This window comes from Citrobacter sp. CK188 (assembly GCF_030333525.1).
In the GTDB taxonomy this organism is placed as follows: Bacteria; Pseudomonadota; Gammaproteobacteria; order Enterobacterales; family Enterobacteriaceae; genus Citrobacter_B; species Citrobacter_B koseri.
Map to the genome: position 1 here is coordinate 199,453 of NZ_JAOWFU010000038.1, position 14,510 is coordinate 213,962.

General features: G+C 53.8%; 16 protein-coding genes. 14 read left to right on the top strand and 2 right to left on the bottom strand.

The window, feature by feature from the left end; translation table 11 throughout:
• The first annotated feature begins 13 nt into the window (after positions 1 to 13).
• The 3 genes from lptE to nadD are packed head-to-tail and all read left to right on the top strand — an operon-like array spanning position 14 to position 2,281.
• On the top strand, positions 14 to 607 hold the full coding sequence (lptE, locus tag OGV67_RS21445; protein WP_024130546.1) for an LPS assembly lipoprotein LptE: 594 nt from the start codon (positions 14 to 16) through the stop codon (positions 605 to 607).
• Positions 607 to 1,638 carry a DNA polymerase III subunit delta gene (gene holA / locus OGV67_RS21450; protein ID WP_012133346.1) on the top strand — a complete coding sequence of 344 codons (1,032 nt, stop codon included), beginning with the start codon at positions 607 to 609 and terminating at the stop codon, positions 1,636 to 1,638. Before lptE ends, holA begins: the two co-directional genes overlap by 1 nt.
• Position 1,639: 1 nt before the next feature.
• A complete protein-coding gene (nadD, locus tag OGV67_RS21455; RefSeq protein ID WP_114847778.1) occupies positions 1,640 to 2,281 on the top strand; it encodes a nicotinate-nucleotide adenylyltransferase in 642 nt (213 codons plus the stop codon).
• Here nadD and cobD read toward each other — a convergent pair.
• Entirely contained in the window at positions 2,256 to 3,350 is a 1,095-nt protein-coding gene (cobD, locus tag OGV67_RS21460; RefSeq protein WP_115614969.1) for a threonine-phosphate decarboxylase CobD, read from the bottom strand. The genes nadD and cobD overlap by 26 nt on opposite strands.
• 94 nt (positions 3,351 to 3,444) lie before the next feature.
• On the opposite strand from cobD, the gene OGV67_RS21465 reads away from it, so the two are divergent.
• From OGV67_RS21465 to lipA, 11 genes are all read left to right on the top strand, one after another.
• Positions 3,445 to 4,056, top strand: a complete 612-nt coding sequence (locus OGV67_RS21465; protein WP_115614970.1) for an adenosylcobalamin/alpha-ribazole phosphatase — start codon at positions 3,445 to 3,447, stop codon at positions 4,054 to 4,056.
• Positions 4,057 to 4,314: 258 nt separating this feature from the next.
• On the top strand, positions 4,315 to 4,632 hold the full coding sequence (gene rsfS, locus OGV67_RS21470; RefSeq protein WP_012133350.1) for a ribosome silencing factor: 318 nt from the start codon (positions 4,315 to 4,317) through the stop codon (positions 4,630 to 4,632).
• 3 nt (positions 4,633 to 4,635) lie between these two features.
• Positions 4,636 to 5,103 (top strand): 23S rRNA (pseudouridine(1915)-N(3))-methyltransferase RlmH, encoded by a 468-nt coding sequence (gene rlmH / locus OGV67_RS21475; RefSeq protein ID WP_286466055.1) that lies wholly within the window; start codon positions 4,636 to 4,638, stop codon positions 5,101 to 5,103.
• Positions 5,104 to 5,133: 30 nt separating this feature from the next.
• Positions 5,134 to 7,035, top strand: a complete 1,902-nt coding sequence (gene mrdA / locus OGV67_RS21480) for a peptidoglycan DD-transpeptidase MrdA (protein WP_012133351.1) — start codon at positions 5,134 to 5,136, stop codon at positions 7,033 to 7,035.
• A gap of 2 nt (positions 7,036 to 7,037) precedes the next feature.
• Entirely contained in the window at positions 7,038 to 8,150 is a 1,113-nt protein-coding gene (gene mrdB, locus OGV67_RS21485; RefSeq protein WP_012133352.1) for a peptidoglycan glycosyltransferase MrdB, read from the top strand.
• Positions 8,151 to 8,160: 10 nt separating this feature from the next.
• Positions 8,161 to 9,285 (top strand): endolytic peptidoglycan transglycosylase RlpA, encoded by a 1,125-nt coding sequence (gene rlpA, locus OGV67_RS21490; RefSeq protein ID WP_115614972.1) that lies wholly within the window; start codon positions 8,161 to 8,163, stop codon positions 9,283 to 9,285.
• Positions 9,286 to 9,424: 139 nt separating this feature from the next.
• The gene (dacA, locus tag OGV67_RS21495) at positions 9,425 to 10,636 is read left to right on the top strand and encodes a D-alanyl-D-alanine carboxypeptidase DacA (protein ID WP_012133355.1); all 1,212 of its coding nucleotides are present in this window, start codon (positions 9,425 to 9,427) and stop codon (positions 10,634 to 10,636) included.
• Between the two features lie 106 nt (positions 10,637 to 10,742).
• Positions 10,743 to 11,006 (top strand): DUF493 family protein YbeD, encoded by a 264-nt coding sequence (ybeD, locus tag OGV67_RS21500; RefSeq protein WP_000850547.1) that lies wholly within the window; start codon positions 10,743 to 10,745, stop codon positions 11,004 to 11,006.
• A 97-nt stretch (positions 11,007 to 11,103) separates the two neighbouring features.
• The gene (gene lipB, locus OGV67_RS21505) at positions 11,104 to 11,745 is read left to right on the top strand and encodes a lipoyl(octanoyl) transferase LipB (RefSeq protein WP_047458192.1); all 642 of its coding nucleotides are present in this window, start codon (positions 11,104 to 11,106) and stop codon (positions 11,743 to 11,745) included.
• 300 nt (positions 11,746 to 12,045) lie between these two features.
• Entirely contained in the window at positions 12,046 to 13,020 is a 975-nt protein-coding gene (locus OGV67_RS21510; protein WP_047458193.1) for a YbeF family transcriptional regulator, read from the top strand.
• 187 nt (positions 13,021 to 13,207) lie between these two features.
• On the top strand, positions 13,208 to 14,173 hold the full coding sequence (lipA, locus tag OGV67_RS21515; protein WP_012133358.1) for a lipoyl synthase: 966 nt from the start codon (positions 13,208 to 13,210) through the stop codon (positions 14,171 to 14,173).
• Between the two features lie 100 nt (positions 14,174 to 14,273).
• On the opposite strand, the gene tatE is transcribed toward lipA, so the two are convergent.
• Positions 14,274 to 14,477, bottom strand: a complete 204-nt coding sequence (gene tatE / locus OGV67_RS21520; RefSeq protein WP_012133359.1) for a twin-arginine translocase subunit TatE — start codon at positions 14,475 to 14,477, stop codon at positions 14,274 to 14,276.
• Between the last annotated feature and the right edge of the window lie 33 nt (positions 14,478 to 14,510).

Sequence of the window (14,510 nt, forward strand, 5' to 3'; positions counted from 1 at the left end):
CGCGGGAGGAAGCGTGCGACATCTGACAACATTGTTGTTATCCCTGGCGGTGCTGGTCACCGCCGGGTGCGGCTGGCACCTGCGTAGCACTACGCAGGTGCCCAGCACGATGAAAACTATGATTCTTGATACAAGCGATCCGAATGGACCATTAAGCCGGGCGGTACGTAACCAACTGCGTCTTAACAATATTGAATTGCTTGAAAAAGATACAACGCGCCAGGATGTTCCGTCACTGCGCCTTGGCCGGACCAGTATCTCTAAAGATACCGCCTCCGTGTTCCAGGATGGCCGTACGGCGGAATACCAGATGGTCATGAGCGTCAGTGCAAGCGTTCTGATCCCGGGTCATGATATTTATCCGATCAGCACGAAAGTGTACCGTTCATTCTTTGATAACCCGCAAACCGCGCTGGCGAAGGATAATGAACAGGATATGATCATCAAAGAGATGTATGACAAAGCGGCCGAACAGTTGATTCGCAAGCTGCCGAGTATCCATGTCGCTGATGCTCAGTCATCCCAGGAAAACGCGGACGCCGCTGAAAACACCACGGCGACGCCAGCATCTTCCCCGGCACGCGTGTCCACCACGCTGGGTAACTGATGATCCGGTTGTACCCTGAACAACTCCGCGCACAGCTCAATGAAGGGCTGCGCGCGGCGTATTTGCTCCTGGGCAACGACCCTCTCTTGTTGCAGGAAAGCCAGGACGCTATTCGTCTGACGGCCGCTGCGCAAGGGTTCGAAGAACACCACGCCTTTACGATCGACACCAGCACCGACTGGGGAACTCTGTTCTCACAGTGTCAGGCAATGAGCCTGTTTGCCAGCCGTCAAACGCTGCTGTTGTTGCTACCGGAAAATGGCCCGAATGCGGCGATCAATGAACAGCTCGCAACGCTCAGCGGTTTGCTGCATGACGACCTGCTGCTGATCGTGCGCGGAAATAAGCTCACTAAAGCCCAGGAAAACGCCGCCTGGTATACCTCGCTGGCGGGCACTGGCGTGCAGGTAAGCTGTCAGACGCCGGAGCAGGCGCAGCTACCGCGCTGGGTTGCCGCCAGAGCAAAGCAGAATAATTTGCAACTGGATGACGCCGCGAATCAGCTGCTGTGTTATTGCTACGAAGGCAACCTGCTGGCGCTGGCGCAGGCGCTGGAGCGGCTTTCACTCCTCTGGCCTGACGGTAAGCTCACGCTTCCACGCGTAGAGCAGGCCGTCAACGACGCGGCGCACTTTACGCCATACCATTGGGTGGATGCGTTATTGATGGGCAAAAGCAAACGCGCCCTGCACATTTTGCAGCAACTGCGCCTTGAAGGCAGTGAGCCCGTGATCCTGCTGCGCACCCTGCAACGCGAATTACTGATGCTGGTTAACCTTAAACGGCAATCCGCCCATACGCCTCTGCGCACGCTGTTTGATAAACATCGGGTATGGCAAAACCGTCGCGGCATGATTGGCGATGCGTTGAATCGGCTCCAGCAGACCCAGCTTCGCCAGGCAGTGCAACTGTTGACGCGGACGGAAATTACGCTAAAACAAGATTATGGACAGTCAGTGTGGGCTGAGCTGGAGGGGCTTTCTCTCCTTCTCTGCCACAAAGCGCTGGCAGATGTTTTTATTGATGGTTGATATGAAATCGTTACAGGCTCTGTTCGGCGGCACCTTTGATCCCGTGCATTATGGTCATCTCAAGCCCGTGGAAACACTGGCCAATCTGATTGGCCTGTCGCGGGTGATTGTCATGCCCAATAACGTACCGCCTCATCGTCCACAGCCTGAAGCGTCCAGCGCACAGCGTAAATATATGCTTGAGCTGGCTATCGCCGACAAACCGCTGTTTATCCTGGATGAGCGCGAACTCAAACGCGATACCGCCTCTTACACCGCGCAAACGCTGAAAGAGTGGCGGGAAGAGCAAGGCCCGGACGCGCCGCTGGCGTTTATCATCGGCCAGGACTCCTTACTGACGTTCCCGACCTGGCACGACTATGAAACCATTCTGGACAATACTCACCTGATCGTTTGCCGACGCCCCGGCTACCCGCTTGAGATGGTGAAAGAGCAACATCAGCAGTGGCTGGAGCGCCATTTAACCCATACGCCGGACGATCTGCACGCGCTCCCGGCGGGTAAAATTTATCTGGCTGAAACGCCCTGGTTCAATATCTCCGCCACCCTTATCCGCGAGCGACTGGAGAAAGGCGAACCGTGCGACGATCTCATGCCGGAATCCGTCCTGAACTACATCAACCAGCAAGGGTTGTATCGGTAAAGACTTCCGCAAGCGCCGTCAGCAGACGGCTGTTCTCTTCCTGACTGCGAATCGCCACCCGGTAATAACGCGCGTCAAGCCCCGGATAGTTAGCACAGCTGCGGATCAGAATGTGCTTCTCCAGCAAGGCGCGTTGCAAATCCAGACCTTCCCGCTCACAGCGCAATAAAAGATAATTCGCCCGACCGGGATAAACCGTTAGCTCAGGAAACGCATGTAACCACTGACGGAAGCGTTGCCCCTCCTCCGCCAGCCACTGCCTGGTCGCCTGGTGATAGGCGGCATCCTGCAAGATAACCTCTCCGGCCAGCGCCGCAAACGCGTTGATTGACCAGGGCATCTGTTGCGCTCTCATTTGCGCGACCGCCTGCTCGTCGCTGTTCACCAGATAGCCCAGCCGCAGCCCCGGAATGGCGTAAAATTTGGTGAGCGAACGCAGCACCCAGATATGCGGGTTGCCCTGCAACAGCGGAATAAAGCCCTCTTCACCCGGAATAAAATCGATAAACGCCTCATCCAGGATCAGCGCGATCCCCTGCGTCTTACAGCGATCCGCAATAGCCAGTAACAGTTCGCGGGCAGGCAGGAGTCCGGTTGGATTATTTGGCGTACAGAGAAACAGGCAGTCCAGTTCCGGGGTCAGCGCATTCAGAATGGCGTCCGTGAGTTGCCAGCCATCGGCTTCGCGAAGCGCAAATTCATGTATCTCACACGCGCCCCACTGTAGCGCACGGCGATACTCGGCAAAGCCCGGCGTGACGATCATGGCATGACGCGGCTTCAGCCCGTGAACCAGCGTGAAGATGGATTCCGTCTCGCCATTTCCGGCCAGGAGCCATGACGCGGGGATCTGATGGTGCTGCGCCAGCGCCTGGTGCAGATGCTGATAATCCACATCAGGATACCGCTCCGCGCAGGTAAGATTGTCGATAAGCGCGCGTTTTAAGCGCCCTGGCATACCCAGAGGATTAATATTTGCGCTAAAATCCAGCAACTGTTCAGGCGAGATGCCCAACAATGCGGCGGCTTCCCGGGTGTTACCGCCATGCGCACTCTTCAGTAAAGGCATCTTGCCTCCGATAAAAAGTCTATTTTAGTGAAAAAGCGCTGCGCAATCAGGGTGAATATCATATTTTGCGCGAATACGTATCACGAGGAAAAACATGCGACTCTGGTTAGTTCGTCATGGGGAAACCGAAGCCAATGTAGCCAGATTATACAGCGGCCACGCCCCCACTCCGCTGACAGAAAAAGGGATAGCCCAGGCGCAAACGCTGAATAACCTGCTGCGCAATGTCCCCTTTGACAACGTATTCTGTAGCGAACTGGAACGCGCCCGCCACACGGCGCGGCTGGTGCTTCACGACCGCGACGTACCGCAGCGCCTGTTCCCGGAGCTTAACGAGATGTTTTTTGGCGACTGGGAGATGCGTCATCACCGCGATCTGAGCCGCGAAGACGCGGCAAGCTACACGGCCTGGTGCACCGACTGGCAGAACGCCGTCCCGACCAATGGGGAAGGCTTCCAGGCGTTCTCACAACGCGTAGAGCGTTTTATTGCACAACTTGCTGATTATAAAGATAATAAAAACCTGCTGGTCGTGAGCCACCAGGGGGTTCTGAGTCTCATGATCGCGCGATTATTGTCCATGCCCGCCGCCTCATTATGGCATTTCAGGGTTGAGCAAGGATGCTGGAGCGCCATTGATTTTTGTGAAGATTTCGCCACGCTGAAGGTGTTAAACAGTCGGGCTGTCTGGCATCACGGCGAGTGATATTTCTGTTTTTTCTCCTCGGGGGCGTTTCGGCCATTGACACCCCCTGACAGGCTGCTATCCTCCGCGCCAGACTTCTCCCGCCCTTCAGAGCTTTGCAGAAATTGTTTTACAAAAATGGCGATGCAATCTGTTGTGCGGGATGGGATGATAACCCACTTTTAAACGCCCGTTGATGACATTAGTCCCGACATCGCCTCGGGTTCAGGTATACTGACAGGCTTATTTATATTCATCCGTAATACCCAGGGGGAAAACTTGCAGGGTAAAGCACTCCAGGATTTTGTAATCGACAAAATTGATGACCTGAAAGGTCAGGACATCATCACCTTAGATGTTCAGGGTAAATCCAGTATCACCGACTGCATGATTATCTGCACCGGTACATCCAGCCGTCACGTTATGTCTATTGCTGACCACGTTGTACAGGAATCTCGCGCGGCGGGCATGTTGCCGCTTGGCGTTGAAGGTGAAAGCGTAGCCGACTGGATTGTCGTTGACCTGGGTGATGTGATTGTCCATGTCATGCAGGAAGAGAGCCGTCGCCTGTATGAACTGGAAAAACTCTGGAGTTAATGCGTGAAGCTTCAACTTGTCGCTGTCGGTACGAAAATGCCCGACTGGGTACAAACCGGTTTTACGGAGTATCTCCGGCGTTTTCCGAAAGACATGTCGTTTGAGCTGATCGAAATTCCAGCGGGCAAACGCGGCAAGAACGCGGATATTAAACGTATTCTCGACAAAGAGGGTGAGCAGATGCTGGCGGCCGCAGGCAAAAACCGTATCGTCACCCTTGATATCCCAGGGAAACCCTGGGACACGCCGCAGCTGGCGACTGAGCTGGAGCGCTGGAAGCTGGATGGTCGCGACGTCAGTCTCCTGATTGGCGGCCCTGAGGGGTTGTCTCCGACCTGTAAAGCGGCGGCGGAACAAAGCTGGTCACTTTCTGCGTTAACCCTCCCCCACCCGCTGGTTCGGGTGCTGGTGGCAGAGAGTCTGTACCGGGCGTGGAGTATTACCACCAACCACCCTTATCACCGTGAGTGATTATTAAGCCTTGAGTAGATTAAGCAGCGGATGAAACTACAGAATTCTTTTCGCGACTATACGGCTGAGTCCGCGCTGTTCGTGCGCCGGGCGCTGGTCGCTTTTTTGGGTATTTTGCTGCTGACCGGCGTGCTCATCGCCAACCTTTATAATCTGCAAATCGTGCGTTTTACCGATTACCAGACCCGCTCGAACGAAAACCGCATCAAACTGGTTCCTATCGCCCCCAGCCGTGGGATCATCTATGACCGTAACGGCATCCCCCTCGCCCTCAACCGCACTATTTATCAGATAGAAATGATGCCGGAGAAGGTCGATAACGTTCAGCAAACGCTGGATGCGTTACGCAGCGTGGTCGATTTGAACGACGATGACATTGCCGCGTTCAAGAAAGAGCGCGCACGTTCACACCGTTTTACCTCTATTCCCGTCAAAACGAACCTGACCGAAGTGCAGGTCGCGCGTTTTGCCGTCAACCAGTACCGTTTTCCTGGCGTGGAAGTGAAAGGCTACAAGCGCCGCTACTATCCTTACAACTCCGCGCTGACCCACGTCATCGGCTACGTTTCGAAGATTAACGATAAAGACGTCGAACGCCTTGATAAAGACGGTAAGCTGGCCAACTACGCCGCCACGCACGATATAGGCAAGCTGGGGATTGAGCGCTATTACGAAGAGGTGCTGCACGGCCAGACGGGTTATGAAGAGGTTGAAGTTAACAACCGTGGCCGCGTCATCCGTCAGCTTAAAGAGGTGCCGCCGCAGGCCGGGCATGACATCCATCTCACAATTGACCTGAAACTCCAGCAATATATTGAAACGCTGCTGGCGGGCAGCCGCGCCGCCGTGATCGTAACCGACCCACGGACAGGCGGCGTACTGGCGCTGGTTTCCATGCCGAGCTACGACCCGAACCTGTTTGTGGATGGCATCTCCAGCAAAGATTACTCAGGGTTGCTCAACGACCCGAATACGCCGCTGGTTAACCGGGCGACGCAAGGTGTTTACCCGCCGGCCTCAACGGTCAAACCGTATGTCGCGGTGTCCGCTTTAAGCGCTGGGGTGATCACCCGTAATACCAGCCTGTTCGACCCCGGATGGTGGCAGTTGCCGGGTTCTGAGAAGCGTTACCGCGACTGGAAAAAATGGGGTCACGGTCATCTGAACATCACCAAATCCCTTGAAGAGTCAGCGGATACCTTCTTCTACCAGGTGGCCTATGACATGGGGATAGACCGACTCTCCGAGTGGATGAGCAAATTTGGATACGGGGAATATACCGGCATCGATCTGGCTGAAGAGCGTTCCGGCAATATGCCAACCCGTGAATGGAAGCAAAAACGCTTTAAAAAGCCGTGGTATCAGGGCGATACCATCCCGGTGGGCATCGGCCAGGGTTACTGGACGGCAACCCCGATCCAGATGAGCAAGGCGCTGATGATCCTGATTAACGACGGGGTGGTAAAAGTGCCGCATCTGCTGATGAGCACGGCAGAGAATGGCAAACAGGTGCCGTGGGTACAGCCGCACGAACCGCCTGTCGGCGATATTCACTCCGGTTACTGGGAAATCGCCAAAGACGGCATGTACGGCGTCGCAAACCGCGCGAACGGCACTGCGCATAAATATTTCGCCAGCGCGCCGTATAAAATCGCCGCGAAGTCTGGTACGGCGCAGGTCTTTGGCCTGAAAGCCAACGAAACCTACAACGCGCACAAAATTGCTGAACGACTACGCGACCATAAACTGATGACGGCATTCGCGCCGTATAACAATCCCCAGGTTGCTGTCGCCATAATCCTGGAAAACGGCGGCGCGGGCCCGGCTGTCGGTACAATCATGCGTCAGATTCTTGACCACATCATGTTGGGCGACAACAACACCAATTTGCCTGCGGAAAACCCGGCGGTTGCAGCGGCGGAGGACCAATAATCGTGACGGATAATCCGAACAAAAAAACATTCTGGGATAAAATCCATATCGATCCCACGATGTTACTGATTCTGCTGGCGCTGCTGGTTTACAGTTCATTAGTCATCTGGAGCGCCAGCGGCCAGGATATTGGCATGATGGAGCGAAAAATCGGTCAGATCGCGATGGGTCTGGTCATTATGGTGGTGATGGCGCAAATCCCGCCTCGTGTCTACGAAGGATGGGCGCCCTATCTCTATATTTTCTGCATCATCCTGCTGGTGGCGGTAGACGCCTTCGGGGCGATATCCAAAGGAGCGCAACGCTGGCTGGATCTGGGGATCGTCCGTTTTCAGCCTTCTGAAATCGCCAAGATCGCCGTCCCCCTGATGGTGGCGCGCTTTATCAACCGTGATGTCTGCCCGCCGTCGCTGAAAAACACGGCTATCGCGCTGGTATTGATTTTTATGCCGACGCTGCTGGTTGCCGCGCAGCCTGACCTGGGCACCTCGATTCTGGTCGCCCTTTCCGGCCTGTTCGTGCTGTTTTTGTCTGGCTTGAGCTGGCGTTTAATCGGCATTGCGGTGGTGCTGATTGCCGCGTTTATCCCGATCATGTGGTTCTTCCTGATGCATGATTATCAGCGCCAGCGCGTCATGATGCTTCTCGACCCGGAGACCGACCCTTTAGGCGCGGGTTATCATATCATCCAGTCTAAAATTGCGATTGGCTCCGGCGGCCTGCGCGGTAAAGGCTGGCTGCACGGCACTCAGTCGCAGCTTGAGTTTTTACCCGAACGCCACACCGACTTTATCTTCGCCGTACTGGCGGAAGAGTTAGGCCTGGTGGGAATATTAATCCTGCTGGCGCTCTACATTCTGCTGATTATGCGCGGACTGTGGATCGCTGCCCGCGCGCAAACCACCTTTGGTCGCGTGATGGCCGGTGGTTTAATGTTGATATTATTCGTTTATGTCTTCGTAAATATTGGTATGGTGAGCGGTATTCTGCCCGTTGTAGGGGTTCCACTCCCGCTGGTCAGTTACGGAGGCTCCGCACTGATAGTGCTGATGGCCGGGTTCGGGATTGTTATGTCGATCCACACCCACAGAAAAATGTTGTCGAAAAGCGTGTAAGGGGTGCGCAATGCGTAAGCAGTTGCCAGGAGTCTGCGTCGCGGCAGGAATAATGTTACTCGCGGCGTGTTCGAGTGATGATGGTCAGCAGCAGGTTGCCGTCGCGCCGCAGCCTGCGGTGTGTAACGGGCCGATTGTTGAAATCGGCGGGGCGGAGCCACGTTATGAACCTCTGAGCCCGACAGCAAATCAGGATTATCAACGAGACGGTAGAAGTTACAAAATTGTCCAGGACCCGTCTCGCTTTAGCCAGGCCGGGCTTGCCGCTATTTATGATGCGGAACCCGGCAGCAATTTGACCGCATCAGGCGAAGCGTTTGACCCGATGCAGCTCACCGCTGCGCATCCAACGCTGCCGATCCCGAGCTATGCGCGAATCACGAATCTGGCGAATGGCCGGATGATCGTGGTACGCATTAACGATCGCGGCCCTTACGGTAACGATCGGGTGATTTCACTCTCCCGCGCGGCGGCCGATCGTCTGAATACATCGAATAACACCAAAGTCCGCGTTGATCCCATTATCGTTGCGCAGGATGGTTCACTGTCAGGGCCAGGCATGGCCTGCACGACAGTGGCGAAACAGACCTACGCCCTGCCCGCGCGCCCTGATTTAAGCGGCGGCATGGGCAGCGTCTCTTCCGCGCCGGAATCGGTACAGCCGCAAGGCGATGTCCGGGCGATAAGCAATTCGACGCTGAAAAGCGATGACCCGAGCGGCGCACCGGTCAACAGCAGCGGCTTCCTTGGCGCGCCGACCACGCTCGCCTCCGGGGTGCTCGAAGGCAGCGAAGCAACGCCCGTGCCACAGCCCGCCGCAGCGACACCCGCCGCGCCGGTAACAGCTCCTGGTTCGACTCAGGGCGCAGTCGCTGCCCCGACGCCGGCTCCAGCTCCGGCCGCCGCAAGCAGCGGTTTCGTGGTTCAAGTTGGCGCGGTCAGCGATCAAACGCGCGCGCAGCAGTACCAGCAGCGTTTAAGCCAGCAGTTTGGCGTACCGGGCCGTGTGATGCAAAACGGCGCAGTCTGGCGCATTCAGCTTGGACCATTCGCCAGCAAAACTGAAGCCAGCGCGTTGCAGCAGCGTCTGCAATCTGAAGCCCAGTTACAGTCCTTTATCGCCAGCGCGCAGTAGCCTGCAAAGGGCATCTGAATTGTCAATTTCTGTAAATGACATTAACAAAGTCACGCGGAAAGTCAGATGCCTGCCGGTTATGCTTTTGCTATAGTAGGGCACTTTTTTTAATTCCATCACGGACGTCGTAGTTCAGACCATGAAGACCACTTTTTCCGCTCGTTTCATGCAGCGCATGGCGCTCACCACGGCTCTTTGCGCCGCCTTTATCACAAGCGCGCATGCCGATGACCTGAATATCAAAACCATGATCCCAGGCGTTCCGCAGATCGATGCGGAGTCGTATATCCTGATCGACTACAACTCCGGCAAAGTGCTGGCGGAACAGAATGCGGATACGCGCCGCGATCCCGCCAGCCTGACCAAAATGATGACCAGCTATGTCATCGGCCAGGCGATGAAAGCAGGGAAATTTAAAGAAACCGATCTGGTGACGATCGGCAACGACGCCTGGGCTACCGGCAACCCGGTATTTAAAGGCTCATCCCTGATGTTCCTGAAACCGGGTATGCAAGTTCCTGTTTCCCAGTTAATCCGTGGTATTAACCTGCAATCCGGCAACGACGCCTGCGTGGCGATGGCCGACTTTGCCGCCGGCAGCCAGGATGCCTTCGTCGGGCTGATGAACAGCTATGTGAATGCCCTGGGTCTGAAAAACACCCACTTCCAGACCGTTCATGGCCTGGATGCTGATGGACAATACAGCTCTGCGCGCGACATGGCGCTGATCGGCCAGGCATTAATCCGTGATGTGCCAAACGAATACTCCATCTACAAAGAAAAAGAGTTCACCTTCAACGGGATTCGCCAGTTAAACCGCAATGGTCTGCTGTGGGACAACAGCCTGAACGTTGACGGGATCAAAACCGGCCACACGGATAAAGCAGGCTACAACCTCGTGGCGTCGGCAACTGAAGGCCAGATGCGCCTGATCTCTGCGGTGATGGGTGGACGTACCTACAAAGGTCGTGAAACAGAAAGCAAAAAACTGCTGACCTGGGGCTTCCGCTTCTTTGAAACCGTGAACCCGCTGAAAGTCGGGAAAGAGTTTGCCTCTGAACCGGCCTGGTTTGGCGATACCGATCGCGCCTCGCTGGGTGTGGATAAAGACGTCTATCTGACTATCCCTCGCGGCCGCATGAAAGATCTGAAAGCCAGCTACGTGCTGAACACGGCGGAACTGCATGCCCCGTTGCAGAAAAACCAGGTCGTCGGCACAATCAACTTCCAATTGGATGGCAAAACCATTGAGCAGCGCCCGCTGGTGGTACTACAGGAAATTCCTGAAGGTAACTTCTTCGGCAAAATCATTGATTACATTAAATTAATGTTCCATCACTGGTTTGGTTAAAAATTAAGCACTTGAAAGTGTGATTTCCATCCCCATATACTGAGTATCCTGATAACTCCCACACGCTGTGGGAGTTATTATTTTTTGATGTAATGCCGGAGCTGACATGAAAACCAAACTTAACGAACTGCTTGAATTCCCTACGCCATTTACTTACAAAGTAATGGGGCAGGCGTTGCCTGAGCTGGTTGATCAGGTGGTTGAAGTGGTACAGCGCCATGCGCCAGGTGATTACTCCCCGACGGTAAAACCGAGCAGCAAAGGTAACTACCACTCGGTCTCTATCACCATCAACGCAACCCATATCGAGCAGGTTGAAACACTGTACGAAGAACTGGGTAATATCGATATCGTTCGTATGGTGCTGTAATACATCCGTTCGTTACCCGGCGTTGCCCGGGTAACATCCTCCCCCGCTGTGATATACTTTTCTCCCTCTTTTGTTCATTCTCTACGGAGATGCCGTTTTGTATCAGGATAAAATTCTTGTCCGCCAGCTCGGTCTTCAGCCCTACGAACCCGTTTCCCAGGCCATGCACGAATTCACCGATACCCGCGATGAAAACACGCCCGATGAGATCTGGTTAGTTGAGCACTTTCCTGTTTTCACCCAGGGTCAGGCCGGTAAAGCGGAGCATGTATTAATGCCCGGCGATATTCCGGTGATCCAGAGCGATCGTGGCGGGCAAGTCACCTATCACGGCCCCGGCCAGCAGGTAATGTATGTTCTGCTGAATCTTAAACGCCGTAAGCTGGGCGTGCGAGAGCTGGTAACGCTGCTGGAACAAACCGTCGTCAATACGCTTGCCGAACTGGGTATTGATGCGCATCCGCGAGCCGATGCGCCCGGAGTTTATGTGGGAGAAAAAAAGATCTGCTCACTGGGTTTACGAATCCGTCGCGGCTGCTCTTTTCATGGTCTGGCATTAAACGTCAATATGGATCTCTCTCCGTTCTTACGCATCAATCCTTGCGGTTATGCCGGGATGGAAATGGCGAAAATATCGCAATGGGATAATAACGCAACGACGGATAATATTGCCCCTCGCCTGTTGGCCAATATTTTAGCCCTGCTAAACAATCCACCTCATGAATATATTCCTGCTTAATCAATAAAATATAATGACCCACGCAATTCATGGGTCATTAACTATATATTGCTTGAATGCTTTACTTCTCCGCCCGGTTTCTATATTTTCGTTATGCCTAAGCTAAAACCGTCAATGACGCAACCTCATCAGCCATCAGAATGAGGGGATTCGCCGTGGCTAAAATCCGAATGTACTGTTTGTTACCCTGTTGAAATTGTTACTGATATTGACATTCAGGCGATATTTAAGCCAAATCAAAAATGCAATAAATATAAACCCTACTATTATTTATAACGTGAATAAATTCGGAGCGAGAGCGTGAATGATAATAATCTGCCGGGACGACGTCTAATCGAGCAACGGCCAGAAGACAAACCTCAAATTTTCAGAACGCTGAGAAATATTGACCTTAATCTCTTGACTATTTTTGAAGCGGTATACGTTCATAAAGGCATCGTCAATGCTGCGAAAATTCTTAATTTAACGCCATCCGCTATTAGCCAGTCTATTCAAAAATTACGCGCTATATTTCCCGACCCGCTATTTATCCGTAAAGGCCAGGGCGTGACCCCGACGGCCTATGCCACCCACCTGCATGAGTATATTAGCCAGGGGCTGGAATCTATTCTGGGCGCGCTGGATCTGACCGGCAGCTACGACAAACAACGCACCATCACGATAGGCACGCCCCCCTCTATCGGGGCGTTAGTCATGCCAACCATCTATCAGGCGATCAAATCCCGGTATCCGCAGCTTCTGTTACGCAACATTCCGGTAAGCGACGCCGAATGCCAGCTCAGCCAGTTTCAGACCGATTTGGTCATCGATACCCATATCTACAGTAGTCGGGCCATTCATCACCATGTGCTGTTTGCCGATACTGTTGAGCTGGTTTGTCGCCAGGATCACCCTTCACTTTCCGCCCCGCTAACCGAAGAGAAGCTGAAAGCGGTCGACCATACTCTGCTGATGCTCGAAGGGCAGAATTTCAGCCTGGTGCGTCAGCGTATCCAGGACCTCTTCCCTGAACGACAAATCAACTTTAGCAGCTACAACATCTTCACCATTGCCTCACTCATCGCCAGCAGCGACCTGCTGGGGATGATGCCCACCCGGTTCTACACCTTATTTAGCCGTTGCTGGCCGCTCAAGCGCATTCCCTATGCGCCACTGAGCGATGAGAGAATCGACTTTTCGCTGCATTACAACAAATTAAGCTTGCGTGACCCGGTGCTGGAGAATGTTATTGATGTAATACGCGATGCGTTTCGAACCGGAGATGTTGCTGCTTAGTCACAGGAGATGTTGGGCAAATGGCACAAAACAACAACTATTTTACATTTTGCCGACCACTCAGGCTGCTTTATGGCCCGTTTCAATGATATACTGCCTGTAGTTAATTCAAAAATAGTTGATAAATACAACATTCCCTTGAATTGAAACGCTTTCCTTCGTTATTCGCAACTGGAACACGCACGCTATGAGTAAACCCATTGTGATGGAACGCGGTGTCAAATACCGCGATGCCGATAAGATGGCCCTTATCCCGGTTAAAAATGTGGCAACAGAGCGCGAAGCCCTGCTGCGTAAACCGGAATGGATGAAAATAAAGCTTCCAGCGGACTCCACTCGTATCCAGGGCATCAAAGCGGCAATGCGCAAAAATGGCCTGCATTCTGTCTGCGAGGAAGCCTCTTGCCCTAACCTGGCGGAATGTTTCAATCACGGAACCGCCACCTTTATGATTCTCGGCGCGATTTGTACCCGCCGTTGCCCGTTCTGTGACGTTGCCCACGGTCGCCCTGTCGCCCCGGATACCAACGAACCATTAAAACTGGCTCAGACGATTGCGGATATGGCGTTACGCTATGTGGTTATCACCTCCGTTGACCGCGATGATCTGCGCGATGGCGGCGCTCAGCACTTTGCTGACTGCATTACCGCGATTCGTGAAAAAAGCCCGGCAATTAAAATTGAAACGCTGGTGCCTGACTTCCGTGGCCGTATGGATCGCGCACTGGAGATCCTTAACGCTACCCCGCCAGATGTCTTCAACCATAACCTTGAAAACGTACCGCGTGTCTATCGTCAGGTACGCCCAGGCGCCGATTACAACTGGTCGCTGAAGCTGCTGGAGCGTTTCAAAGAGGCCCACCCGGAAATCCCAACCAAATCGGGTCTGATGGTCGGTCTGGGAGAAACCAACGCTGAAATCATTGAGGTTATGCGCGACTTGCGCCGTCATGGCGTCACCATGCTGACGCTGGGCCAGTATTTACAGCCAAGCCGCCATCACCTGCCGGTACAGCGTTATGTTAGCCCGGAAGAGTTCGATGAGATGAAAGCCGAAGCCATGGCGATGGGCTTTACCCATGCCGCTTGCGGGCCGTTTGTTCGTTCTTCTTACCATGCAGACATGCAGGCGAAAGGACTGGAAGTGAAGTGATCGAGTAATACTCGCTTACATTTAACGCATAAAAAACCCGCTTAAACGCGGGTTTTTTCTCTTCAGAGTCAGATGAAGGAGCATCCTGCTCGCGTCATGATCACTCTTTATGAGAGAGTTTCTCAGCCTGAATATCGCCGCCCGCTTCTTTTTTCGCGCCAGCGTCTTCATCATTCATCGCCTTTTTGAAACCTTTAATTGCCGTGCCCAGGTCTCCGCCCAGCGTACGTAACTTCCTGGTACCAAACAGCAGAACGACCAGTGCGGCAACCACCAGCAGTTTGGTAATACTAATCTCACCCATAGATACCTTCTTGACTTAAAATCAGGCGGCTTA

Bases quoted from the DNA above. Each gene is read 5' to 3' on its own strand.
- lipA (WP_012133358.1), top strand. From the start codon at position 13,208: ATGAGTAAACCCATTGTGATGGAACGCGGTGTCAAATACCGCGATGCC.
- ybeD (WP_000850547.1), top strand. From the start codon at position 10,743: ATGAAAACCAAACTTAACGAACTGCTTGAATTCCCTACGCCATTTACT.
- rlpA (WP_115614972.1), top strand. From the start codon at position 8,161: ATGCGTAAGCAGTTGCCAGGAGTCTGCGTCGCGGCAGGAATAATGTTA.
- dacA (WP_012133355.1), top strand. From the start codon at position 9,425: ATGAAGACCACTTTTTCCGCTCGTTTCATGCAGCGCATGGCGCTCACC.
- mrdA (WP_012133351.1), top strand. From the start codon at position 5,134: ATGAAACTACAGAATTCTTTTCGCGACTATACGGCTGAGTCCGCGCTG.
- nadD (WP_114847778.1), top strand. From the start codon at position 1,640: ATGAAATCGTTACAGGCTCTGTTCGGCGGCACCTTTGATCCCGTGCAT.
- OGV67_RS21465 (WP_115614970.1), top strand. From the start codon at position 3,445: ATGCGACTCTGGTTAGTTCGTCATGGGGAAACCGAAGCCAATGTAGCC.
- cobD (WP_115614969.1), bottom strand. From the start codon at position 3,350: ATGCCTTTACTGAAGAGTGCGCATGGCGGTAACACCCGGGAAGCCGCC.
- holA (WP_012133346.1), top strand. From the start codon at position 607: ATGATCCGGTTGTACCCTGAACAACTCCGCGCACAGCTCAATGAAGGG.
- tatE (WP_012133359.1), bottom strand. From the start codon at position 14,477: ATGGGTGAGATTAGTATTACCAAACTGCTGGTGGTTGCCGCACTGGTC.